The sequence below is a fragment of the Microlunatus ginsengisoli genome (assembly GCF_039537205.1).
Lineage (GTDB): Bacteria > Actinomycetota > Actinomycetes > Propionibacteriales > Propionibacteriaceae > Microlunatus > Microlunatus ginsengisoli.
This window is the reverse complement of sequence record NZ_BAABAB010000006.1, coordinates 1-21,731: the sequence shown is the minus strand read 5'-3', so window position 1 is coordinate 21,731 and position 21,731 is coordinate 1. Positions and strand designations below refer to the sequence as shown.

Genomic DNA, 21,731 nt, shown 5'->3' with positions numbered 1-21,731 from the left:
TCCGCCGGCTCCCCCAGCCCGACGACTCCTGCTCACTTTAGCGTAAGTATTTGACCCCCACGTCGAAACCTCCACGCAATGCGCCAAGGATCACATGGTTTCGGGGCTCAGGAGCGCTTCGCAACCAGATTGATACAGAGCGCCCTCCGGCGGCTGACCGACACGCATCGGCCGCGGCGGCCGGGAGGCCATCGCTCACGGCCGGATCGCCCGGGCGGCCCGGGCGACGGCCGCCAGTGAGAACGAACCGGCCGGTCGACCGAGCCGGTCGAACAGCGCGTCGCGCAAGGCGGCCTGGCGTCGTGGCGGCAGGGACGCGCAGTACGCACCGGCCGGCCCGACGCCGGCCAGAAAGCCGTTCCACAGCTCCTCGAAGTCGCCGTAGCGCGATCCGACCGTGAGCGTGGTCTCGGTCACCTGCGTCAGCGTCTGACTCGCGAACAGCGCGGACAGCTCGCCCTCGCGCCCCAAGCGCAAGGTCCGTGCCTCGTCCGGAGCATCGGGGTCGATGCTCAGAGCGGCATCCCAGAACGTCCGCAGCATCTCCATCCCCTCGGCAAAGTCCCAGACGCACGCGGCCAGCACGCCTCCGGGCCGCAGCACCCGGCTCATCTCGCCGACCGCAGCCTCGGGGTCGCTGACGAAGTGGAAGACCAGCTGGGCGGCGGCGCAGTCGAACGAGGCATCGTCGAACGGGAGCCGCTCGGCCGCCGCGCTCCGGACGTCGACGCCGGGATGTCGTCGACGGCACAACTCGACGAAACTCGGCGTCGGGTCGACGGCGGCGACCCGGGCCGCGCCGGCCCGCCCGACGGCGACGGCGGTGAACGCACCCGGACCGCAGCCGACGTCGAGCACGCGGGTGCCGGGGCCGACTCCGGCGAAGTCGGCGAACGGACCCGCCAGCTCGGCAGAGTAGCGGCCCATGAAGCCGTCGTAGCCGGAGCCGGCGGCCCGGAAGGTTCGCGTGCCCTCGACCTCGGCCATACCTAGACCCCTCTCCGGCGCCGGCCGGCGACCGCTTTCGGTCAGTCTGGCGCGGCCCACGCTGACCCGACAAGCAGCGGGCTCTCGCGGTCAGCAGTCAGGCGGTCAGGCAGTCAGGCGGTCAGGGACCCGACCAGCTCGGCTACCTCGGCCCGGTAGCGCTCGATGCTGAACCGGTCGACAGCGCTCCGCCGGCCGGCCTCGGCGAGCCGGCCGGCCAGCTCGCCGTCGTCGGCCAGCCTGGCGATCGCATCGGCCATCGCGCTGACGTCCTCGGCGGGCACCAACAGCCCGGTCTCGCCGTCGGCGATGCTCTCGGTGTGGCCGAGGGCGGCGGTCGCGACCACGGGTCGACGAGCCAGCTGCGCCTCCACCACCGCATTGCCGAACGGCTCGCGCAGCGAGGGCGCCACGGCCAGGTCCGCGCCGGCCAGCACCGGCCAGATCGGCGAGGCGTAGCCCAGGAACGTCACCGCCCCGTCGAGATCGGGCCGGGTGGCACGCTGCTCGAGCTCCTCGACGTACCATTCGTAGCCCTCGAACGCCGTGCCGACGATCTCCAGCTCGATCCGATAGCCCTTGGCGCGGAGCGCACCAACCGCTTCGAGTGCGAGATGTGGGGCCTTGCGCGGTGAGAGCCGGCCCACCACCACCGCCCGCAACGGCTCCCCGCGCGGCGCCGGCGCCGGCTCCTCCGGCGGTTGCGGCACCCCGTTGTAGATCAGCCGGGCTCGCTCGCGCAGCGCCGGCACGATCTCCGCCATCGCGTCCAGCGTCGAGCGGCTGATCACGATCACCGCATGGGCCAACCGGAGCGGCGCCAGCAGACCCTTCAGCACCAGCCGGTTGTCGCCGGTCTCGGCCTCGTGCAGGTGGCAGATCGTCGGCCGGCCCACGAGCCGGCTAGCCAGCAACCACCAGGGCAGGGTGACGGTGTTCACGTACACCGCGGCCGGGGCAAAGCTGCGGATCACCCGGACCAGCCGCGGCAGGGCGAGCACCGTTTGGCCGATCATGGTGGCGAAGCCGCGAGCGGACGTGTTGGCCCGGCGCAGCACCGGGAACCCGACGAAGCCGACCTCGGCGCCGCGATCCTGGAGCCGGGCGACCAGCGGCCCGTCGCCGGGCACCGCGACCACCACCCGCCAGCCGCGCTCGGTCATCGCCGACACGCTCTCCAGCAGCTGCAGGTCGGCTCCGTAGACGTCAGCCGACGGGTGCGCGATCAACAGGGTCGGCGCGCCGGATCCCGTCCGGGGTCCATCAGCAGTCACGATCGTCCAGCCTTCCGGTTCGAGTGCGGGCGGCCTGCCCGGACCCGGACAATCATGCACATTTGTGCCTCGCCTTGTGCCGGGCCGGTCAATTCATCCAAACTCCACCAAATCGCCAGGCGTCGTGGGTAGCGTTGTGCGTAAGCAAGCGGGCATATCGGGGGATGTGCCGCGTCGGATCTGTCGCGGGGGACCTCCACCATGCCAAGCACTGGCGCACGCCTCGGCGCGCCCGCAGTCGATGACGTCGAAAAGTTCGAAGAGCCGCCCGCCGCCCTCGGCGGGCCCAACCGCCCCGTCCCACCGGCGGGTCGGGCCCCGACCCTGAATCGCCTGCTCCGAGACCGGTTCTGGCTGCTCGTGCCGCTGCTGGCGCTGCTCGCCACCGCCATCGCCGCGGTGCACGTGCGGCGCGTGTCGCTGTGGGTGGACGAGGCCTACACGGTCTCGGTCGCGACGCGCTCGCTGACCGACATCTGGCGGATGGTGCACACCATCGATGTCGTGCACGCGCTGTTCAACACCGCGTTGCACCCGTGGTTCGCGGTCGCCGGGGTGTCGGAGATCACGGTCCGGTTGCCCAGCCTGCTGGCCGTCGGGATCGCGACCGCCGGGGTGATGGTGCTGGCCCGGCGGTTGTTCGGTTCCTCGATCGCGGTCGCGGCCGGTCTGATCTTCGCGGTGCTGCCACGGGTCACCTGGATGGGGATCGAGGGGCGCTCGTATGCGACCACGGTCGCCGTCGCCGTCTGGTGGACCGTCTTGTTCGTCGGTGTGTTGCGCCGGCCCCGCTGGTACGGCTACCTGGGCTATGCGGTCGTCACCGCGGTGGCCGGTTCGCTCAACATCTTCCTGGTGCTGCTCGTCGGCGCGCACGGCCTCACGCTGTTGCTGGACCGCCGGCTGCGCTGGCGTCGGACGTTCTGGACCTGGCTGGCGGCGGCCGCGATCGGCGTGCTCGGCGCCGCGCCGGTCCTGCTCACCGCGGCCGGGCAGTCCGCTCAGATCGGCCCGACCAGGTACGGCCCGCTCGGCTACCTGCGCAGCGTCGTGGTGAACCAGTGGTTTCTCGGCGACACGCCGACCGTCTATCTGGCCGGCGGTCGCGTTCTCGACGGTGGCGGGTCCGGGGTCTGGAAACTCGCCGCGGTCGGGCTCGCCCTGCTCTGCTGGGCGCTGATCGCGTACGGGCTGCTCGCTGCTGGGTCGGTGACGGCACGCCCGGCCGCGCGGGACGTGCCGGAGCCGCGCGTGCTCCTGGTCGCCTGGCTGGTGGTGCCCACCGTGATCCTGGTCGGTTACGCCATGCTCGGATCGACTCCGATCTACAACCCGCGCTATCTGAGCTACGGCGCACCCGCGGTGGCGATCCTGACCGCGCTCGGCCTGCACACGCTGATCACCCGTCCCGCGGCGGTGTCGCGGCGCCGGACGGTCGGCGCTATCGCTGCCCTTGCCGTGATCGCCCTGGCCGTCCCGGTCTACGCCTCGCAACGGACCCCGACGGCCAAGAGCGGTGCCGACTGGGCGGGCGCGGCCGCCTTCGTCGCCGCTCAGCGCACGCTCGGCTCCGAGGGTGTCTACTTCGCGCCTCGGTCGGCCACCGCTACGGACTCCACCTCGGGCACCACGTCGCGAACCCTTGCCACGATCTATCCGGACGCGGTCGCGGGGATGCGGGACGTCACCCTGGTCAGCACCCCGGCGGCGGACGCGAACCTCACCGGCCGCTCGCTCTCACTGGCCGCCGCCCGGCCGCGGCTGCAGGGACTGGACGACGTCTTCGTGGTCCGGCGGGCCGACTATCCGAGCGACCAGCGGACGACCGACGAACGGGTGCTCGCTGGAGCGGGTCTGACCCGGCGGGCGCAGTGGACCGGCCCCCTGAACACGGTTGAGGTGTATCGCCGGGGGTAACCTCGCCGGGTGCGAAACGAGCAGGTCGTCCTCCTCGACCGGGACGGCTCGGTGATCGGGCAGAGCCCGAAGGCCGACGTCCATCACGCCCGCACGCCCCTGCACCTGGCCTTCTCGGTGCACATCTTCGACCCCTCCGGACGGGTGCTGCTGACCCGCCGGGCGCTGGCCAAGAAGACCTGGCCCGGCGTGTGGACGAACAGCTGCTGCGGGCATCCCGGGGTCGGCGAGCCGATGGGCGATGCGATCACCCGCCGGGTCCGGCACGAGCTCGGCCTGGAGCTCACCGGGCTGCGGAGTGTGCTGCCCGACTTCGCCTACACCGCGACCGACGCCAGCGGCGTCGTGGAGAACGAGATCTGTCCGGTCTTCGCGGCCGAGGCGGTGCATCCAAAGGCGATCCTGGGCACGAACCCCGAAGAAGTCATGGACTACGCGTGGGTGGACTGGAGCGAGGCGGTGGCGGCCATGGCGGCCACTCCGTTCGCCTTCAGCCCCTGGTCGGTCGAGCAGGTCGCCCTGATCGGCGCGCGCAGGCCCTGACCGATCCGGCCCACCCCCAACCGGCGCCGGCAAACAGCACAGGGAGGTCGGCGTGAGCGCTTCGGGCAGTCTCGATCCGGACGGCAGCGATCCGGGCGAGCTCGATCCGGGCGAGCTGGACGCGGTCGCGTCCGACACGGCATCGCGGACGACCTCCCGAGCGCTGATCGTGCCGTTCCCGGCCGAACGGCCCGCCGACATCCGGGCCCACCTGCGCCGGGTGGACGCCCTGTTCGACGAGGCGCTCGACGACCTGAGCGGCCTGTGGCGCGACCAGCTGCGGGCGGCCCGCCTGACCAGCCGGGAAGACGCCGATCCCGGCACCGACATCCTGAACCGGGACTTCCCGGACCGGGACATCCTGGACCGGGACCTGCCGGAGCTGCTCGCCGAGCTCGGCGCCGCCGGGGGCAAACAGCTGCGCCCGGTGATGTCCTACCTGGGCTGGGTCGCCGCCGGCGGCCGGCGGCGTGGCATCGGCCAGGCCGAGGTGGTCCGGGTCGGCGCGGCGTTGGAGCTGCTGCACCTGTTCGCGCTGATCCACGACGACGTGATGGACGAGTCCGAATCGCGTCGCGGCCGGCCGACGGTGCACGTCCGCGCCCGCGACCTGCATGCCGCCGCGGGTGCGCAGGGCTGCTCGCGGCGGTTCGGTGACAGCATCGCCATCCTGCTCGGCGACCTGGCCCATGCGGAGGCCGACCACCTGGCCGGTGGGCTGCCTCCGGAGATGCGCCGGATCTGGCGGGAGCTGGTGGTCGAGCTGGTCTGCGGCCAGCGGCACGACCTGACCGGCAGCGCGGGCAGCCGGGTCGACCTGCGCCAGGCGCGCTACGTGGCGCGGTCCAAGTCCGGCGGCTACACGGTGCAACGGCCGCTCCAGCTCGGCGTCGCCGCGGCCGCACCGGCGGACTTCACCACCGGGCTGTCGACGTACGGCCGCGAGCTCGGTGAGGCGTTCGCCCTGCGCGACGACCTGCTCGGCGTCTGGGGCGACCCGGCCCGGACCGGCAAGCCGGCCGGTGACGACCTGCTGTCGGGCAAGCCGACCGTGGTGATGGCCCTCGCCCAGGATCGGCTGAGCGGGCCCGCAGCGGCCCGGCTCCGCCGTTTGACCAGGGGCGACGGCGATCGAGACGACGTCGAGGCGGTCATCGCCGACCTCGATCGGGCCGGCCTGAGGGACGAGGTGGAGGACCTGATCGACCGGCACGTGCGCGCCGCCTGCCGGGCGCTGGACGACCGGGTGCTCGACCCGGCCGGGATCGCCGGACTGCGCCGGATGGCGGTCGAGATCGCCTGGCGCGATCGGTGAGCCGCCGATGAACCGGGTCGTGGTGATCGGCGCCGGGCTGGCGGGTCTGGCGAGCGCCTGCCACCTGCTGGCCGCCGGACACGACGTGACGGTGGTCGAGCGGGAGCCGATCGTCGGCGGCCGCTGTGGCCGGCTCGAGCAGGACGGCTTCGGCTTCGACACCGGGCCGACGGTGATGACCATGCCGGGACTGGTCGCCGAGGCACTCGCGGCGGTCGACGTCGAGCTGGACCAGGTGCTGCCGATGCGCCGGCTCGATCCCGCCTATCGGGCCCGGTTCGCCGACGGCAGCCGGATCGACGTGGTCTCCGGCCGGGTCGGGATGCGCTCAGAGATCCGGCGCGCCAGCGGCGAGGCTGACGCGGCCGCCTTCGACGGGTTCGTCGACTGGCTGACCGAGCTGTACGAGGTCGAGCTGCCGGCCTTCATCGACCACAACTACGACTCACCGCTGGGCCTGCTGTCCGATCCGGGCGCGGCGCTGCGGCTGCTCCGGCTCGGTGCGTTCGGCCGGCTCGGCCGGGCGGTGGGCCGCCGGTTCTCCGACGAGCGGCTCCGCCGGTTGTTCAGCTTCCAGGCGATGTACGCGGGGCTGGCGCCCGCCGACGCGCTCGCGTTGTATGCGGTGATCACCTACATGGACTCGATCTCCGGCGTCTGGTTTCCCGAGGGCGGCATGCACGCGGTGCCGCTGGCGATGGCGGCCGCGGTGGAGAAGGCTGGCGGCACGATCGTGCTGGGCGAGCAGGTGACCGGTCTGCTGCGCCGGCGCGACGGCGTCCTCGCCGGCGTCCGGCTGGCCGGCGGCGACGCGCTGGTGGCGGATGCGGTGGTCTGCACGCTCGACCTGCCGACGGCGTACGACCGGCTGCTGCCCGAGCTGCGTCCGCCCCGCGCACTGCGGCGACCGACGTACTCCCCCTCGGCGGTGGTCTGGCACCTCGGCGTACGCGGACTGCCGGACGCGGACGTGGCCCACCACAACATCCACTTCGGCCACGCCTGGGACTCCGCGTTCACCGCCTTGCTGGAGCGGGGCGAGCTGATGCCGGACCCGTCCCGGCTGGTCACGGTGCCCTCGCTGGACGACCCGACCGCCGCGCCGGCGGGCTGCTCCACCCTCTACGTCCTCGAGCCGGTGCCCAACCTCGTCGCGGGCCGGGTCGACTGGACCCGCGAGCGGGAGCCGATGCAGGAACGGTTGCTGACCTTCCTGGACCGCTCGGGGTACCCGGTCGAGATCGTCACCGAACGGCTCGTGACACCCTTGGAGTGGCGGGCGCAGGGTCTGGCGGGCGGCACGCCGTTCGCGCTGGCCCATACGTTCGCCCAGACCGGGCCGTTCCGACCGCCCAACGTCGAGCGGCGGGTGCCCGGACTGTGCTTCGCCGGCTCGGGCACGGTGCCCGGCGTGGGCGTGCCGATGGTGCTGATCTCGGGGAAGCTGGCCGCGCAACGCGTGGCGCGGTATCTGGGAGGTGTCGCGACGTGAGTCCGTCCGGTGACGAGCTCCGGCTGCGCGAGGGCTATCGGCGCTGCGCGAGCCTGACCCGGCGCTACGGGACGACGTACTTCTGGGGTGCGGCGATGCTGCCGAGGCCGCAGCGCAAGCACGTCTACGCCGTGTACGCGCTGTGCCGGCTCGCCGACGACATCGTGGACGACCCGCAGACCGGCACCGTGGCCGACCCGGTGGCGGCCGGCGCCCGGCTGCACGACTTCGTGGAGCGGTTCGGGCGGGACCTGGCCGCCGGCGGGAGCGAGGACCCGGTGCTGTCGGCGGTCGTGCACACCGCCCGCACCGCCGAGATCGACCCGGAGTGCTTCGACCGGTTCTTCGCCGCGATGGCGATGGACCTGACCCAGAGCACGTACCCGACCTGGGGCGACCTGCTGGGCTATATGGAGGGCTCGGCCGCGGTGATCGGGGAGATGATGCTGCCGGTGCTGCAGCCGCTCGACCCGGCCGCGAAGGCGCCCGCCCGCTCGCTCGGGCTCGCGTTCCAGCTGACCAACTTCCTCCGCGACATCCGGGAGGACCTCGACCGCGGGCGGACGTACGTCCCGCAGGAGGATCTGGACGCCTTCGGCGTCGACCTGCGCGTCCGCCGGCCGACCCCGGAGTTCAAGGCGCTGATGGCCCACGAGATCGAGCGCAACCGCGCGCTGTATGCGTTCGCCGACACCGGGATCGCGATGCTGCCGGCCCGCTCGGCCCGCTGCGTCGGCGCCGCCAGGGTGCTGTACGCGCGCATCCTGGATCGGATCGAGGCCGCGGAGATGAACATCTGGACCCGGCGGGCCCGGGTTCCGACGGTGCGCAAGGCCGCCACCGCCGCGGCGATCATGATCGCCGGACCGGGCCGCCAGCTCGCCAAGGCCACCCGACCCAGGCAGGGGGAACCGCAGAGTGTCACTTCGGACTCGCACTGACGCCACCCCGGACGTACCGGCCGGGCGCCGCCGGGCCGCGGCGCGGATCCCGATCGCTCGGGTGCCACAGCCGCGCGAGGACCGGATGACGTCGACCTGGAAACTGGCCCGACCGGGCCGGATCGCGGCCGCGCTGGCCGAGTCGCAGGCCCAGAACTCCGGCGGCTGGTTCGTCGCCGGGGTCAGCGCGGACGTGGGCCGCTCGGCCTCGGTCGCCCGGACCGTCGCCGGCCGCGAGGTGACATTCTGGCGGACGTCCGACGGCACCCTGGTCGCCGGGCCGGGCGCCTGCCCGCACCTCGGCGCGCTGCTCGACGACTGCCCGGTGCTCGGCGGCACGATGTACTGCCGCTGGCACGGGCTCGCCTTCACTCCGGACGGGGACGCGACCTGGTCGCCGTACCGGGCCTATGACGACGGCGTGCTGATCTGGGTCGGGCTGCCGACCGAGGGCGAGACCGCGACCGACCGGCCGGCACTGCCGCCACGGCCACCGCTGTCCGCGTCGGTGATCGCGGTGATCCACGAGACCGGCATCTGCGAGCCGCAGGACGTGATCGCCAACCGACTCGACCCCTGGCACGGCTCCTGGTTCCACCCGTACGCCTTCTCCCACCTGGTGGTCGACGACGCCGCGAGCGACGAGCGACGGCTCGTGGTGGACGTCACGTTCCGGTTGAACCGGACCTGGGGGGTGCCGGTCCGAGCGGAGTTCAGCTGCCCCGACACCCGGACGATCGTGATGCGGATCGTCGACGGCGAGGGCGCCGGCAGCGTGGTCGAGACGCACGCGACGCCGACCGGGCTGGACTCCCGCGGGCGGCCGCTGACGATCATGACCGAGGCGACCATCGCGTACTCCGACCGGACCGGCTTCGCCGCCGCCCGCTGGCTCGCGCCGCTGCTGCGCCCCTCGATCCGGCGGACCGCCCGGAAGCTGTGGGTCGACGACCTCGCCTACGCCGAGCGCCGCTACGACCTCCGCGCCCGCGGCGAGTTTCCCGGCTGAGCCTCATCGCCGCGTGGCTCGGGCTCTCCTTGGGTGCTCGCCTCGCGCGCCGCGCACGGACCCTCTCGCTCGAACCCGCCTCGCACGGCGCCCGCGTCGCTCGAACCCGCCTCGCGCGACGCCCACCTCGCGCGGCGCCCACCTCGCACGGCGCCCGCCTCGCTTCGTCCATCTTCGCTCGGGTTGGACCTACTTCGCTCGTGAAGCTCGACGCGCGAAGTGGGTGGAAACAGCGCGAAGTGGAGCCGGGGCGGCTGGAGTCGGTGGAACCCGCGCGAAGTCGGGCCCGCCAAAGCGCCGGATCCCGCGCGAACCCGGGTGAGGCGAACGGGCCGGGTCGAACGGGACGGGACGGCTGGGGCGGGTCGATGTCGACTGGGGGGCGGGTCGACTGGAGGGCGGGTCAAGACGACCCAACTTCGCTCGGGTTCGATCCACTTCGCTCGTGCAGCTCGACGCTCGAAGTGGGTGAAAACCGCGCGAAGTCGGGCGGGGGCGGCCGGAGCGGGTCGAAGCGCGCGAAAGAGCGCCTGGTGGAGCGCCGGGGCGCCGGGTAGGGCGAGGCGAACACGGCCCCGTCGAGACGGATCCAACTTCGCTCGGGTTGGACCTACTTCGCGCTCGTGAAGCGCGACGCGCGAAGTGGGTGGAAACCGCGCGAAGTGGAGCGGGGGCGGGACGAAATGGGTGGAAACCGCGCGAAGTGGGGCGAGCCGAGTGGGTGGCAGCTGCGCGAAGTGAGCGGGGGCGGGGCGGGGCGAGCCGAGTGGGCGGGAACCGCGCGAAGTGAGCGGGGGCGGGGCGGGGCGAGCCGAGTGGGCGGGAACCGCGCGAAGTGAGGCGGGGCGAGCCGAGTGGGTGGAAACCGCGCGAAGTGGCGCGGGGGCGGGGCGAGCCGAGTGGGTGGGAACGCGAAGTGGAGCGGGAGCGATCGAAGGTCAGGAGTCCCAGGGCGCAGTGTCGCCGAGCTTCGCGTAGTACTTCGCCAGGTGGCTCTTCACCCGGTCGATGTCCTTGGCGGGCAGGTCGACGCCGCCGCGCGAGCCCTGCATCACCGCGGCGGCCGCCATCACGCCGCGCGGGACGGCCACGAGGCTGCCGTCGACGACATCGGCGATCAGCAGCTTGTAGGCGGTGAAGTTGTCCTTGTTGTCCGCGTCGTACCAGACGTGTGCGTCGCGGTACTTCTCGTTGGGCTCGTCGTCCGCGTCGGCCCAGCGCCGGACCCGCTTCTCCGCGGCGTCGCCGTCCCAGCTGCGGTCGCGATCGGCCAGCGTCAAGTCCTGGAATGCGGTCACGGCCATCGGTCTCTCTCCTCGCCGTCGAGTTCGGTCGCCCGTTCCCTACCCGATTCGGGACCGACCACTCCGCGGCCCGAGCAACCCGCGCATGGGCACGGTCCACAGGTCGTGACCCGCCCGCCCCCAGCCCGCCAGCAGCGCGTTCGCCGCCTCGAACCCGGTCGTCGCGGCGCGCTCCATCAGCGCAACCGGCAGGTCGCAGCGCACGTGGTCGCCGGCCAGCAGCACCCGCGGCTCCGGCGTCCGGACGCCGGGGCGGAGCCGCCACGGCGACGTGTCGACCAACGGGCAGTCGGCCTGCACCAGCCACTCCTGATCCAGCACCGTCGCGGCCGCGACCTCCGGATAGACCCGGTGCAACGCGTCGTCGAGGCGGGCCCGCACCAGCGGGCGGCCGTCGGCGCCCGGTGCGAGGTCGGCGCCCGAGACGGCGTACGCATGGACCTCGACCACCGACCCGTGGTGGCGCTGCGCCCAGGTCGCCGCGCCCCGCTCGAACCGCTCGAGCACCGACACGTTGTCCAGCGGCCCGAAGCCGCTCGTGCCGAGGAACGCCGGCCGGTCAGCCCGCACCGGGCGGTCCAGCCACAACCGCCAGACCGCGAACGGCGGCGCGTTTCGGGTGCCGGCGACGCGCTCCCGCCAGCTCTCGGGTCCGAGCGCCGAGTCGGCGATCAGCGACCGGGTGGCGGCCGGGTCGGCCGCGATCACCACGGCGTCGGCGACCACGACCCCCGCCGACGTCTCCACCATCACCTCGTCGGCGGTGGGCGCGATGCCGACCACCGACGTACCGGTGCGGATCTCGACACCCAGCCCGTGCAGGTAGCGGCCGAGCGGAGCCCACAGCGTGGCGTCGTAGTCGTCGTCGGGTACGTCGAACAGCAGTCCCTCGGACGAGCCGAGGAAGTAGCTGTGGAACATGGCGACCAGCTCCGCCGCAGCGAAGTCCTCCGCCGGGGCGAAGAAGCTGCGGGCGAACACCTCCAGCGCCAGGTGCCGGGCGGCGGCGGGGAACCGCAGCCGGTCGAGGAATTCCGCCGCGCTCTCGCCGTCGTACGCGCTGAAGGAGTCGGGATACCGCACCCGCAGCAGCTCGAGCGCGGCGCCCACATCCACCCCGATCAGGTCGCGCGCCCGGAAACTCGGGCTCCGCGCGACGAAGCCGAGGATGTTGAACGGGGGCATCGAGGGCACCCGGTCGAACGCGTCCCGTCCACCGTCGGCGCTGATCAGCGGGTAGTCCGCGATCGGGACCAGCCGCTCCAGCGCCGGGTCGACCCGGCGCAGCAGTGCCCGGAGGTTGTAGTACTGCCGGAAGAAGGCGTGGAAGCCGCGGCTCATCGTCCGGCCGCCGGGTAGAGGCCACGCCGCGACCCGGCCGCCGAGCCGGGGCGACTGCTCCAACATGACGACCCCGATGTCGCGTTCGGCCAGCGCGGTGGCGGCAGCCAGGCCGGCGATCCCGGCACCGACGACGACCACCCGGGGCCTCGGCCCGCTCGCCCGTTCCCGGCCGGCCGGCGCGGCGTGCCGGACGGCATGCCGGTCCCGCCCGGGCCGCCATCGACCGGCGCCGATCAGCACGGCACGCGGGCGCGGAAGGTATGCAGGATGCCGTGCTGCCACCCGCGCACCGTGCGGACCTCGACATCGACGAAGCCCGCCCGCCACAAGCGATCGGCGAACCGCTCGACGGAGTCGAAGGAGAGCACGCTGTGCCACAGGTAGTCGTACAGCGCGACATCGGTCCGGGTCAGCCGGCTGAGCGGCATCACCACCGCCCGGCAGACCGCCGTCCACCGGACCCGCGCCGAGCGGGAGCCGTCCAGCGAGTACTCCTGGGTGACGAACACGCCGCCCGGACGCAGCAGGTCCCGCACGGCCTGGAGTACGTCGTCGCGGACCGAGTGCCCGGCGGCCCCGGCGCCCGGCAGGTTGCGGAAGAGGTACGCCGCGAATGCCCCGTCGAGCGGCGCGCGGATGCCCCAATCGCCGTGCCGGCTCGGCAGGTCCTGGGCCAGCCCCTGCCGGAAGCGGACGTCGCCCGGCCAGTCCTTGTCGCGCGCCCGGGCCAGCATGCCGGCCGAGGCGTCGACGGCCACGATCGACGGTGCGAGGACACGCCCCTCCGCGGCGAGCAGAGCCCTGGTCGAGGCGCCGGAGCCGCAGCCGAGGTCGAGCAGGCTGGGTGCCCCGCGATCTGAAACACCGCGATCCGGACTGCCGCGATCCGGACTGCCGCGATCCGGACTGGGGAGCCGGTCCATCAGCGCCGTCGCGGCGGAGCGCAGATGGCGGTGGTAGCCCGGGTTGAGCGCGACCATCAGGTCATAACGGGCCGCGGCCCGGTCGAAGTCGGCCAGCAGCCGTGGTCGGTCGCTCGCTGCGCCCGCGGTCGGGCCGAGCTCGCGCTCGGTCGCGATCTCGGTGTCGGTCACGTCGCCTCCGTCCGGCTCGCATCGGTCGGGCCTCCCTCGGCCGAGTCCGCTTCGGTTGGGCCCGGGTGTGACTTCTCACCCGGCGCTCGATTGGATGCAGTCCGGCCGGATGCGGCGATCGCCCGGCGCCACAGCATGACGGTCAGGGTGACCATGGCGAACCCGAAGCCGAAGTCCTCGATCGGGATGTCCCAGGGGGCGCGTACGCCGAGCATGGTGTCCGGGTCGTAGATCACGATCGGGTCGGACAGCTTGGTGAGCCAGCCGTCGACCAGGATCTGGAAGGCGACCACGATCGCCATCGTCAACCAGTACTGCAGCGACGCAAAGATCCCCGTCCGTAGCCAGGCCAGCTCGATCACGACCACAGCGACCACGGCAATCACCGTCAGTGTGGTGTAGTCAGGCATCAGGTCGCCCCTCTGCTCGGGCCCGCCCGCGGACGCCGGTGCGGCCCAGGATGATCCCCACGGCCTCGTACGTCAGCAGGCCGCAGATGGGCACCACCACGAAGAAGACGAGCTCCTCCAGCGGCATGCCGAGCACCAGGTGGACGCCGGTGACGAAGGAGTGGTTGTAGCTCCAGTGCCCGGCCAGGATCCCGACAACGTCCCAGACCGAGAACACCACCACCACCGGAGCCACGGCCCGCAGCAGCAATTGCGGCCGCCGATAGACCCTGGCGCCGATCACCAGCTCGAGCGGCAACGTCACCAGCAGGCAGCCCGCCATCAGCAGCAGGTACTGATAGTGATCGATGATGTCCCCGCCTCCGGGTCGCCGGGCTGTGAGCTCCAGGTTATGCGGCCCGATCGAGTTACGCGGGTCGATTCGGTGCGGGCCCGATTGAGTAGCGGGCGGATCGAGTGGTGAGCCGATCGTGCGACGGGCCGGTGGCAGCACTGGTCTGAGACCACGGCAGCAGGTGGATCGGAGATTACTTCACGAGTCTGTTCACAGGTCCGCGAAATTTCGCCGTTCAGATCTTTGAAACGACAACAAACGGCTACCATCGACCCCATGCCAACATCGCGACACCCAAGTTTTGGCGTGCGCGGCAGCGGCGGCTCGGGGGATTTGAGGCAAGGAAACCTGACCAGCATCTTGCGCTATGTGCGTGACAACGGCTCGAGCAGTCGTCACGACATCGCACAGGGCTGCGGGTTGGGTATATCGACGATGACTGACTTGATCTCGGAGTTGAGATCACGCCGGCTCGTCAAGGAACTCGACCCGATCCGGCGCCCCGCGGCAGGCCGACCCACCCGTCCGATCGCACTCGATGGTGAGCCATGGTGTGCACTCGGGATCCACATCGACGTCGATCAGGTCCGCTTCAGTGCGGTCACTGTCGGCGGCCGAGAGGTGTGGAGCGCTTCAATACCGGTGGACCTTCGCAGCTCTGCTGCTGAAGGGCCGGGCATCATCCGCGACATCTTGGTCCGAGAAATGGCGCAATTGCCACCGGACAAAGAACTCCTCGCGGTCGAGGTCGGCGTCACCGGATACGTCACCCGCGACACCGGGACAGTGAGTTGGTCGGCCCGTTTGGGCTGGCAGGACTATTCCCTGATATCGCTGGTCAACGACGTTCTGGCGGAACTGGACATCCGGCGTATTCACGTCGGTATCGCCAACGACTGCCACCTCGCCGGACTTCATGCGGCCCGGGTCGAGCTGCCGTCGACGCCTCACACGGTGGCGGCCTACCTCGGCGGGATGCGTGGACTCGGCAGCAGCGTCGTGATCGCCGGTGAGATCTATCGCGGCGCGCACGGCGGGGCCGGTGACTTCGGCCACGCCAACGTCGATCCCAGCGGCCCGGCCTGCTGGTGCGGGCGGCACGGCTGCCTGGAGTCCTACGTCGGGCTGCCGCGGCTGCTTGCCGACGGTGGCCTGATGTCGCTGGCCGACGCCGAGCAGCAGGTCGATGCCGATCCGGACCGGGCCGTCCAGCTGCTGGCCGACGCGGCAGCCGGCGGCGACGCGGACGTACTCCGCGTGCTCGACCGGTCGGCCGAGATCCTCGGCCGGGTCCTGGACGACGTGATCGGCCTGGTGAACCCGCACGAGGTGATCCTCGGTGGCTATCTGGGCGTGCTCAGTCCGTATCTGCTGGCGGGTATCCGGCAACGCACCGAGGTACGGACGGCGGTGGCCGTCTTTTCCGAGACCGAGATCGTCGGGCTGACCGAGGTCGTTCCTCGGGTCGTCCGCGGCGCCGCGCTGGCGGCCCGCGATGCCTGCCTGAACGACCCGCTCGGTCTCACCCGGCCGCTCGGCTGAGCCGGTCGACCACCCTGGGGTCTCCGGCTCGCTCCGGAGACCCCTCTGTCCCCCATCCTCCGACCCCTCCCGTCCCCCGGGTGAGGGCAGGACGAGAATGGGTGAGATGAAGAAGATGCTGGTGGTCGCCGGGCTCGGCGCAGCCGTGGGATACCTGTTCGGCACCGAGCAGGGACGGGCCAAGCTGGCGCGCTTCACGGACCGGGCCAAGCGGATGGCGGGCGATCCGGAGGTGCAGCAGAAGGTGTCCGACATGGCCGGCCAGGTGAAGTCGAACGCCGACAAGCTGCCCGATCCGGTCTCTGGCGTGGTCAAGACCGCTGCGGATCAGGTCCAGAGCAAGCTGGACCACCCCGAGTTGCGGTGATGGAGCGCCGCCTGCCCTGATTTTGTCCCCCGATTCGTCGCTGAGGGCCCCGTTCCGGCGGGTGCGACGTCACTGCCGGGACGAAATCAGGGAAGGTGTGCCCGGATGGTCGCGATGAACACCTCCGGGTGCTCGACCATCATCCGGTAGGTGAAACGAATGACCCGCCAGCCGGCGCCGACCAGCGCGTTCTGCCGCCACCGGTCGGACTCGAACACCGCCGGGTCGGTCGCGTGCACCCGTCCGTCGATCTCGATCGCCAGGCGCAACCGGCGAAACGCGATGTCGATGTAGTAGAGCTCACCTCCCGGCGCCAGAAAGCAGGCGTTCGCCGTCCACCCCGTGATTCCTTCCGATCGCAGCAGCCGGTGACCCAGCCGCTCGGGATAGGACCACGGGTCGGCGCGGGAGTCCAGGAACACCGCCCAACGCGCCGCGTTCCCGGCCCGGCACGGGGTCAGCCGGAGCGCCTCGCGCAGCGTGTCGAGTGTCACGACCCGCTTCCGCAGCGCCACGTCCAGTGCCTCGGTGTGGTCCAGGTCGGACAGATCGAGGGCGGTCAGCGACGGTGTGGTGACTCGGAGACCGTTCCTCGCGGTGACCAGTTCGGGCGGGACAATGCGCCGCTGCCAGCGGAGGATCCTCGACCCGACCCGCCGGTGCTCCGCGGTCGCCGTCACGATCTGCAAGGGCGCCTCCGGCCAGTAGGACAGGCGGGCCGCTGCCGCGCCGGTGAACACCGAGCCCGGCCACGCTCGGGCGACGGCGGCGATCACCGCGCGAGGATCTCCGGCGGCGACCGGGGTGGTGTACGCGCCGGGCAGCACCGCCGTCAGGTCACCGGTGCGCACGAGCCAGTCCAGCGCCGTGGAGAGTTCCGGGTGCTCGCGTCGGACGACCACGGCCTCGGCGGCGAGCAGACCGGCGATGCGATCGCGAGCTGTCATGTCGAGACACTCCCGATCGCGGCGCGATCGTGCCGCCCGCGCGGAAATCTGTGGACGATCATCCGAGCGGCGCCGGACCTGTGGACGGCCGCGGCCTGATTCTCTCCCTCCAGCGCCCGCCGATGCCCGGATTCGGGGCCCTGCGAGCGCACTGGCGGGACGGAATCAGGGCCGGCGCCGGAGGACCCTGTTTCGAGCCCGCCGCTGCGTCGACCGACACCGTTAGGCTGACCCGAGGAGGAGGCGAGCCATGCGGCGGGTGCGGACCGGAACGCTGGCGCTGGTCTTCGCCCTGCTCACCGGGCTCGTTGCCGTCGTCGCTGCCGCGGCCGGCGGACCCTGGACGATCTCGGATCGGAGCGGCCTGTGGAGTCCGGGATCCCTCCCGGAGGTCCGCCCGCCGCAGGAGAACCCTGCCCCGCTGGGCGGCCGGTCCGCGGAGCCGGTGATGTCCGGCGAGCCGCCGCACTGGCTCACCTGGGCCATGCTGATCGGTATCGCGCTGCTGACGGCCCTGCTCCTGGTCTGGCTGTGGCGGCGGCTGGCCGAACGGTTCCGGGGCAGGCACGAGCTGGAGATCGAGGCCGACACCCTCCCCGGTGAGGTACGTCCGGACGCGCCGGTGATCCGAGCCGGACTGATCTCCGCGCTGGACGAGCTCAGCGTGACCGGGAACCCCACCGACGCGGTGCTCCGAGCCTGGGTGGCGCTCGAGCACGCCGCCGCCCGCTCGGGAGTGGGCCGCAAGCCGTCGGACACCCCGACCGAGTTCACCGCCCGGGTGCTGGCCACCACGAAGGCGGACCGGGAGTCGATCGACGCGCTGCTCCGGCTGTATCACCAGGCGCGGTTCTCCTGGCACGGGCTCAGCGCCGCCGACCGGGAGCATGCCCGAGCATGCCTGCAAGGACTCGCGGCGAGCTGGTCGGCCTTCGAGACTCCCGACTCCACCACCGACGCCGGCAGCGGCCGATGACCCGGACGGCGGGCACGACCGGCCGGGCCCGCGGCTCGACCCGCCCGATCCGCGGCGCGATCGGCCTGTCGCCAGGCGCGATGGCCGGCCGGCTTCTGGTCGTCGCCGCGATCACCGGGCTGGGCTGGCTGATCGGCCTCGATCTGGCCAACGCCTCGGCGATCGGCCTGGTCGTCGTCGCGATCTATTCCCTGCGGGCGCTGGTCGGCGGTGAGCCGGAGGGCTGGCCCGCCGAGCCCGAGTCCGCCCGTAACGAGGGCACCCGGCGCGAGGTGGCTCGGCTGTCGTGGGGAATGCAGGGCAGCGACGACCGGGTGGACCGGTGGTCGGCGCAGCGACTGCACGGCCTGGCCGCGCGGCGGATGGCCGAGCACGGGCTGGATCTCGACTCCTCCGACGACGCCGCCGAGTGCCGCCGGCTGCTCGGTGCGACCACCTTCGACGCCTTGTCCCTGGATCCGAACCGCCTGCCGCGCTACGCCCAGTTCGTCGCCGCCCTCGATGTCGTCGAGCGCCTCACCCCGGAGGAGACCCCCCGATGAGTTCAGCCGAGCTGCGGGCGGAGCCCGACACCGCCGGCCGGCCGCTGCCGATCCGCGAGGTGGCCCATCTCGGCCGCCAGGTGCTGGACTCGGTGCAGACCGTCGTGGTCGGGATGGACACCGCGCTGCGCACCGCGCTGGCCGCAATCCTGGCCGGCGGCCACGTGCTGTTCGAGGACGTACCCGGGCTGGGCAAGACCCTGGCCGCGCGGTCGCTGGCCCAGGCGCTCGGGCTGGAGTTCCGCCGGCTGCAGTGCACCCCGGACCTGCTGCCGGCCGACATCACCGGCTCCTATGTGTACGACCCCGCGGAGGCCCGCTTCGTGTTCCGGCCCGGGCCGGTGTTCACCGGGCTGCTGCTCGCCGACGAGATCAACCGAACCGCACCGAAGACCCAGTCCGCGCTGCTGGAGGCGATGGCGGAGCGCCAGGTCAGCGTCGAGGGCCGCAGCTTCGGGCTGGAGCTGCCGTTCCACGTGATGGCGACCTCCAACCCGGTGGAGTACGAGGGCACCTACCCCTTGCCGGAGGCGCAGCTGGACCGGTTCATGGTCCGGCTGGCGGTCGGCTACCCGAGCGCGGCGGGCGAGGCGGACGTGCTGTCCCGCCGGCTGGCCCGGCGGACCGAGGCCACCTCGGTCGAACGGATCGTCGACGCCGCCACCGTGCTCCGGATGCAGGCCGGCGTGGAGACCGTGGACGTGAATCCGGACATCCTCGACTACTGCGTCGCGCTGGCCGCCGGCACCCGGGCGCACCCCGCGGTCGAGGTCGGCGCGTCACCGCGCGGCTCGCTTGCCCTGCTGCTGGTCGCCCGGGCGCTCGCGGTGCTGGACGGGCGCGACTACGTCACTCCCGAGGACGTCAAGGACATCGCCGTCGCCGCGCTGGCGCACCGGATCACGCTGAACCCGCAGACCTGGGCCAGCGGTACCACCGCCGCCGAGGTGGTCCGGATCGTGCTCGGCCAGGTCGCCGGGCCGGCCGCCACCGCCCGAGTGCGCTGAGCCGCTCGTGAGCGTGCCGGCCCCACGAGCCTCGACCCCGCAGGCACCGGATCCGCCGGGACGGCAGCCCGGCGTCGGGCCGGACCCCTCCCCGTGGCTGCTTGCCGGCCCGTATCCCGCCTGCCTGGTGGTCGGCATCGTCGTGCTGGCGATGGGCGTGCTCGCGCGGCGGCCGGACGTCGGCGTGCTCGGCGTGCCGCTGCTGCTGATGGTCGCCTGGACCTGGTTCCGCCGGCCCACCGGCCGGCCGGAGGTACAGATCGCACACGGTGAGCAGACTCCGGGCTCGGGCCGGCTGACCGCCGAGATCAGGGTCGGTGACCAGGCAGCCGAACGACCACGGAACCTGGTCGGATTCCGGGTCGGCGCACCCGGCCACCGGCCGGTCGAGTGCCTGGTGCCGGACCGGCCGGGGACGTACCCGGTCAGCATGCGGACCGTCCGCACCGGACGGCGCGAGGTGTTCTGGCTGGAGCAGCGGGCCGCCTCGCCCGACCGGCTCTGGGTGATCCCGCCCGCCGAACGCGAGTCGCTCGAGCTGACCGTGCTGCCGACCAGCCATCCGCTCGCGCTGGCACCGTTGCCGTTTCGGCTGGCCGGGCTCACCGGGCAGCACGGGTCCCGCCGGGCCGGCGACGGCGGCGACCTGCACGACGTCGCGCCGTTCGCACCGGGCGACCGGCTCCGCCGGATCGACTGGCGGGTGACCGCACGGCTGAACACCGGCGGCCCACCCATCGCCGACCGGGCCGCGCCCCCGATCACCACGCTGTACGTCCGCCGCACCTTCGCGACCGCCGACGCCACCGTGATGCTGGTCGTCGACTCCCGCGACGAGGTCGGGCCGCGGGTGGTCACCTGGAACGACAGCGCGGCGCTGGGCGAGCGGGAGGCCAGCTCGCTGGACATCGCCCGGGTCGCCGCGGCCTCGGTCGCCCGGCACTATCTGAACGCCGGGGACCGGGTCGGGCTGGAGGATCTCGGCCGGCTGCGCCGTCCGGTCCCGCCGGCCGCCGGCCGCCGTCAGCTCGACCGCCTGGTCCGCCGGCTCGCGCTGGCCCAGCCCGCGGGCGAGCCGACCGAGCGCAAGCGCGTCCCCCGGTTGCCGTCGGGTGCGTTGATCATCGTGTTCTCCACCCTGCTCGACGACGATCCGGCGCGGCTGGCCAGCCACTGGCGCCGGGCCGGCAACCGGGTGATCGTCGTCGACGTGCTGCCGCCGCTGTCGACCGTGGACCTGAACTCGCGGCGGCTGACGGCGTACCGGATCGTCGCGCTCGAACGGCGCGACCGGATCCGCCGGCTGGCCGGCAACGACGTCGAGCTGGTCAGTTGGCCCTCGACCGCCGATCCGGTCGTCCCGCGCTCGGCGCTGACCGTGCTCGCCCGCCAGCGCCGGCTGCCGCTCGGGGCGTCGCGATGAGCCGGGGCGGCCCGATGAGCCGGCGCGGCCCGCTCGACCGGCTGCCAGGCCGGCTCGGCGATTGGGTGCGAGAGGCGTATCGCTCGATGCTGACCCTACTGCCGAGCGCGGCCCGGCAGCCGGCCGTGGGGGTCGAGCTGCACGGCTGGCTGCCCTGCTGGGCGTTTCGGCTGCTGGCCGTCGGGCTGGCCCTCGGATCGGCGGCTCTGGTTGTGCAGACCCCGTTCGGCTGGCTGGTCGTGGGCGTGCTCGCCGCGCTGATCCTGATCCGGCCGGGCTCGCCCGCAGCGCCGATCCTGGTTGCGGTCCTCGGTTTCTCGATGGTGCAGCACCCCGATCAGGACTGGGCCGGCCGCGGCCCGCTGCTGCTGCTCGGCCTGCACGCCTGTGTCACCCTGGCGGTGCTGCTCGGCGCCACCGGCTGGGCCGCGCGGGTCCAGCTGCGAGTCCTCGCCTCCCCCGCCCTACGGTTCGCGGTGATCCAGCTGGTGGCACAGGTGTTCGGCCTGCTCGGGGCACTCCTGGCGGGGTACGACCTCAGCTGGCCCTGGCTGCCGGTGGTGGCCGCGCTGCTCGCCCTGGTCCTGGTGCTGCTCTGGGCGCCACGGCTCGCCCGCCGGGAGGCTCCGCCGCCGAGCCGGGTCGAACAGGTCGTCGACGCCACCGCCCGCCGCTGGGGCGACGAGTAGCGAGCCTCGGGTCCTCCGCCCGTACCGAGCACCACCCGTCCGACTCCGCACCCCGCCCAGCACCGCCCGTACGCCGCCGCGGCCGCCGCTTCCGAGTAGCGAGCCTCGGGTTCTCCGCCCGTACCGAGCACCACCCGTCCGACTCCGCACCCCGCCCAGCACCGCCCGTACGCCGCGGCCGCCGAGTAGCGAGCCCCAGGTCCTCCGCCTATACCGAGTACTACCCGTCCGACTCCGCACCCCGCCCAGCACCGCCCGTCCGACTCCGCACCCC

Annotated in this window: 21 protein-coding genes; 13 read left to right on the top strand and 8 right to left on the bottom strand. The window is 72.7% G+C overall.

The genetic code is table 11. The features are described 5' to 3' along the window. Positions 1–195: 195 nt before the first annotated feature. Together ABD747_RS03990 and ABD747_RS03985 are read right to left on the bottom strand one after the other, a co-directional pair. On the bottom strand, positions 196–987 hold the full coding sequence (locus tag ABD747_RS03990; protein ID WP_344801799.1) for a class I SAM-dependent methyltransferase: 792 nt from the start codon (positions 985–987) through the stop codon (positions 196–198). 113 nt (positions 988–1,100) lie between these two features. Continuing rightward, positions 1,101–2,261 carry a glycosyltransferase family 4 protein gene (locus ABD747_RS03985; RefSeq protein WP_344801798.1) on the bottom strand — a complete coding sequence of 387 codons (1,161 nt, stop codon included), beginning with the start codon at positions 2,259–2,261 and terminating at the stop codon, positions 1,101–1,103. Positions 2,262–2,462: 201 nt separating this feature from the next. On the opposite strand from ABD747_RS03985, the gene ABD747_RS03980 reads away from it, so the two are divergent. Genes ABD747_RS03980 through ABD747_RS03955 form a run of 6 tightly spaced genes read left to right on the top strand, consistent with a single transcriptional unit; the run spans position 2,463 to position 9,478 of the window. Then, entirely contained in the window at positions 2,463–4,178 is a 1,716-nt protein-coding gene (locus ABD747_RS03980) for a glycosyltransferase family 39 protein (RefSeq protein ID WP_344801797.1), read from the top strand. Positions 4,179–4,187: 9 nt separating this feature from the next. Then, positions 4,188–4,721, top strand: a complete 534-nt coding sequence (gene idi / locus ABD747_RS03975) for an isopentenyl-diphosphate Delta-isomerase (protein ID WP_344801796.1) — start codon at positions 4,188–4,190, stop codon at positions 4,719–4,721. A gap of 52 nt (positions 4,722–4,773) precedes the next feature. Further along, positions 4,774–6,036 carry a polyprenyl synthetase family protein gene (locus ABD747_RS03970; protein ID WP_344801795.1) on the top strand — a complete coding sequence of 421 codons (1,263 nt, stop codon included), beginning with the start codon at positions 4,774–4,776 and terminating at the stop codon, positions 6,034–6,036. Positions 6,037–6,043: 7 nt separating this feature from the next. Beyond that, entirely contained in the window at positions 6,044–7,528 is a 1,485-nt protein-coding gene (locus tag ABD747_RS03965) for a phytoene desaturase family protein (RefSeq protein ID WP_344801794.1), read from the top strand. Further along, positions 7,525–8,469 (top strand): phytoene/squalene synthase family protein, encoded by a 945-nt coding sequence (locus ABD747_RS03960; protein ID WP_344801793.1) that lies wholly within the window; start codon positions 7,525–7,527, stop codon positions 8,467–8,469. The genes ABD747_RS03965 and ABD747_RS03960 overlap by 4 nt, the downstream gene beginning before the upstream one ends. Continuing rightward, positions 8,447–9,478: a DUF5914 domain-containing protein gene (locus ABD747_RS03955; protein ID WP_344801792.1), complete on the top strand. Its 1,032-nt coding sequence runs from the start codon at positions 8,447–8,449 to the stop codon at positions 9,476–9,478. The genes ABD747_RS03960 and ABD747_RS03955 overlap by 23 nt, the downstream gene beginning before the upstream one ends. A 938-nt stretch (positions 9,479–10,416) precedes the next feature. Here ABD747_RS03955 and ABD747_RS03950 read toward each other — a convergent pair. The 5 genes from ABD747_RS03950 to ABD747_RS03930 are packed head-to-tail and all read right to left on the bottom strand — an operon-like array spanning position 10,417 to position 13,979. Beyond that, the gene (locus tag ABD747_RS03950) at positions 10,417–10,782 is read right to left on the bottom strand and encodes a hypothetical protein (RefSeq protein ID WP_344801791.1); all 366 of its coding nucleotides are present in this window, start codon (positions 10,780–10,782) and stop codon (positions 10,417–10,419) included. A 39-nt stretch (positions 10,783–10,821) separates the two neighbouring features. Then, positions 10,822–12,408, bottom strand: coding sequence for an FAD-dependent oxidoreductase (locus ABD747_RS03945; RefSeq protein WP_344801790.1), 1,587 nt, complete (start codon positions 12,406–12,408; stop codon positions 10,822–10,824). Next, the gene (locus ABD747_RS03940) at positions 12,360–13,220 is read right to left on the bottom strand and encodes a methyltransferase (RefSeq protein WP_344801789.1); all 861 of its coding nucleotides are present in this window, start codon (positions 13,218–13,220) and stop codon (positions 12,360–12,362) included. Before ABD747_RS03940 ends, ABD747_RS03945 begins: the two co-directional genes overlap by 49 nt. Beyond that, a complete protein-coding gene (locus ABD747_RS03935; protein WP_344801788.1) occupies positions 13,217–13,630 on the bottom strand; it encodes a lycopene cyclase domain-containing protein in 414 nt (137 codons plus the stop codon). The genes ABD747_RS03940 and ABD747_RS03935 overlap by 4 nt, the downstream gene beginning before the upstream one ends. Beyond that, positions 13,623–13,979 carry a lycopene cyclase domain-containing protein gene (locus ABD747_RS03930; RefSeq protein ID WP_344802029.1) on the bottom strand — a complete coding sequence of 119 codons (357 nt, stop codon included), beginning with the start codon at positions 13,977–13,979 and terminating at the stop codon, positions 13,623–13,625. The genes ABD747_RS03935 and ABD747_RS03930 overlap by 8 nt, the downstream gene beginning before the upstream one ends. Positions 13,980–14,399: 420 nt before the next feature. Between ABD747_RS03930 and ABD747_RS03925 the strand changes: the two genes are divergently transcribed. Together ABD747_RS03925 and ABD747_RS03920 are read left to right on the top strand one after the other, a co-directional pair. Next, the gene (locus ABD747_RS03925; RefSeq protein ID WP_344801787.1) at positions 14,400–15,506 is read left to right on the top strand and encodes an ROK family protein; all 1,107 of its coding nucleotides are present in this window, start codon (positions 14,400–14,402) and stop codon (positions 15,504–15,506) included. 106 nt (positions 15,507–15,612) lie between these two features. Then, the gene (locus ABD747_RS03920; RefSeq protein ID WP_344801786.1) at positions 15,613–15,873 is read left to right on the top strand and encodes a YtxH domain-containing protein; all 261 of its coding nucleotides are present in this window, start codon (positions 15,613–15,615) and stop codon (positions 15,871–15,873) included. Between the two features lie 86 nt (positions 15,874–15,959). Here ABD747_RS03920 and ABD747_RS03915 read toward each other — a convergent pair whose 3' ends face one another. Beyond that, positions 15,960–16,820: an endonuclease domain-containing protein gene (locus tag ABD747_RS03915; protein ID WP_344801785.1), complete on the bottom strand. Its 861-nt coding sequence runs from the start codon at positions 16,818–16,820 to the stop codon at positions 15,960–15,962. 250 nt (positions 16,821–17,070) lie between these two features. On the opposite strand from ABD747_RS03915, the gene ABD747_RS03910 reads away from it, so the two are divergent. From ABD747_RS03910 to ABD747_RS03890, 5 genes are read left to right on the top strand one after another with little or no spacing between them, the layout of a single operon-like run. Then, positions 17,071–17,796 (top strand): DUF4129 domain-containing protein, encoded by a 726-nt coding sequence (locus ABD747_RS03910; protein ID WP_344801784.1) that lies wholly within the window; start codon positions 17,071–17,073, stop codon positions 17,794–17,796. Further along, positions 17,793–18,338, top strand: a complete 546-nt coding sequence (locus tag ABD747_RS03905; protein WP_344801783.1) for a hypothetical protein — start codon at positions 17,793–17,795, stop codon at positions 18,336–18,338. The genes ABD747_RS03910 and ABD747_RS03905 overlap by 4 nt, the downstream gene beginning before the upstream one ends. Next, complete coding sequence (locus ABD747_RS03900) at positions 18,335–19,345, top strand: AAA family ATPase (protein WP_344801782.1); 1,011 nt, start codon at positions 18,335–18,337, stop codon at positions 19,343–19,345. Before ABD747_RS03905 ends, ABD747_RS03900 begins: the two co-directional genes overlap by 4 nt. 7 nt (positions 19,346–19,352) lie before the next feature. Continuing rightward, entirely contained in the window at positions 19,353–20,768 is a 1,416-nt protein-coding gene (locus ABD747_RS03895; RefSeq protein WP_344801781.1) for a DUF58 domain-containing protein, read from the top strand. Then, on the top strand, positions 20,765–21,457 hold the full coding sequence (locus ABD747_RS03890) for a hypothetical protein (protein ID WP_344801780.1): 693 nt from the start codon (positions 20,765–20,767) through the stop codon (positions 21,455–21,457). The genes ABD747_RS03895 and ABD747_RS03890 overlap by 4 nt, the downstream gene beginning before the upstream one ends. The last annotated feature ends 274 nt before the right edge of the window (positions 21,458–21,731 follow it).

Bases quoted from the DNA above. Each gene is read 5' to 3' on its own strand.
- ABD747_RS03910 (WP_344801784.1), top strand. From the start codon at position 17,071: ATGCGGCGGGTGCGGACCGGAACGCTGGCGCTGGTCTTCGCCCTGCTC.
- ABD747_RS03950 (WP_344801791.1), bottom strand. From the start codon at position 10,782: ATGGCCGTGACCGCATTCCAGGACTTGACGCTGGCCGATCGCGACCGC.
- ABD747_RS03980 (WP_344801797.1), top strand. From the start codon at position 2,463: ATGCCAAGCACTGGCGCACGCCTCGGCGCGCCCGCAGTCGATGACGTC.
- ABD747_RS03915 (WP_344801785.1), bottom strand. From the start codon at position 16,820: ATGACAGCTCGCGATCGCATCGCCGGTCTGCTCGCCGCCGAGGCCGTG.
- ABD747_RS03905 (WP_344801783.1), top strand. From the start codon at position 17,793: ATGACCCGGACGGCGGGCACGACCGGCCGGGCCCGCGGCTCGACCCGC.
- ABD747_RS03900 (WP_344801782.1), top strand. From the start codon at position 18,335: ATGAGTTCAGCCGAGCTGCGGGCGGAGCCCGACACCGCCGGCCGGCCG.
- ABD747_RS03965 (WP_344801794.1), top strand. From the start codon at position 6,044: ATGAACCGGGTCGTGGTGATCGGCGCCGGGCTGGCGGGTCTGGCGAGC.
- ABD747_RS03925 (WP_344801787.1), top strand. From the start codon at position 14,400: ATGACTGACTTGATCTCGGAGTTGAGATCACGCCGGCTCGTCAAGGAA.
- ABD747_RS03935 (WP_344801788.1), bottom strand. From the start codon at position 13,630: ATGCCTGACTACACCACACTGACGGTGATTGCCGTGGTCGCTGTGGTC.
- ABD747_RS03920 (WP_344801786.1), top strand. From the start codon at position 15,613: ATGAAGAAGATGCTGGTGGTCGCCGGGCTCGGCGCAGCCGTGGGATAC.
- ABD747_RS03890 (WP_344801780.1), top strand. From the start codon at position 20,765: ATGAGCCGGGGCGGCCCGATGAGCCGGCGCGGCCCGCTCGACCGGCTG.
- ABD747_RS03990 (WP_344801799.1), bottom strand. From the start codon at position 987: ATGGCCGAGGTCGAGGGCACGCGAACCTTCCGGGCCGCCGGCTCCGGC.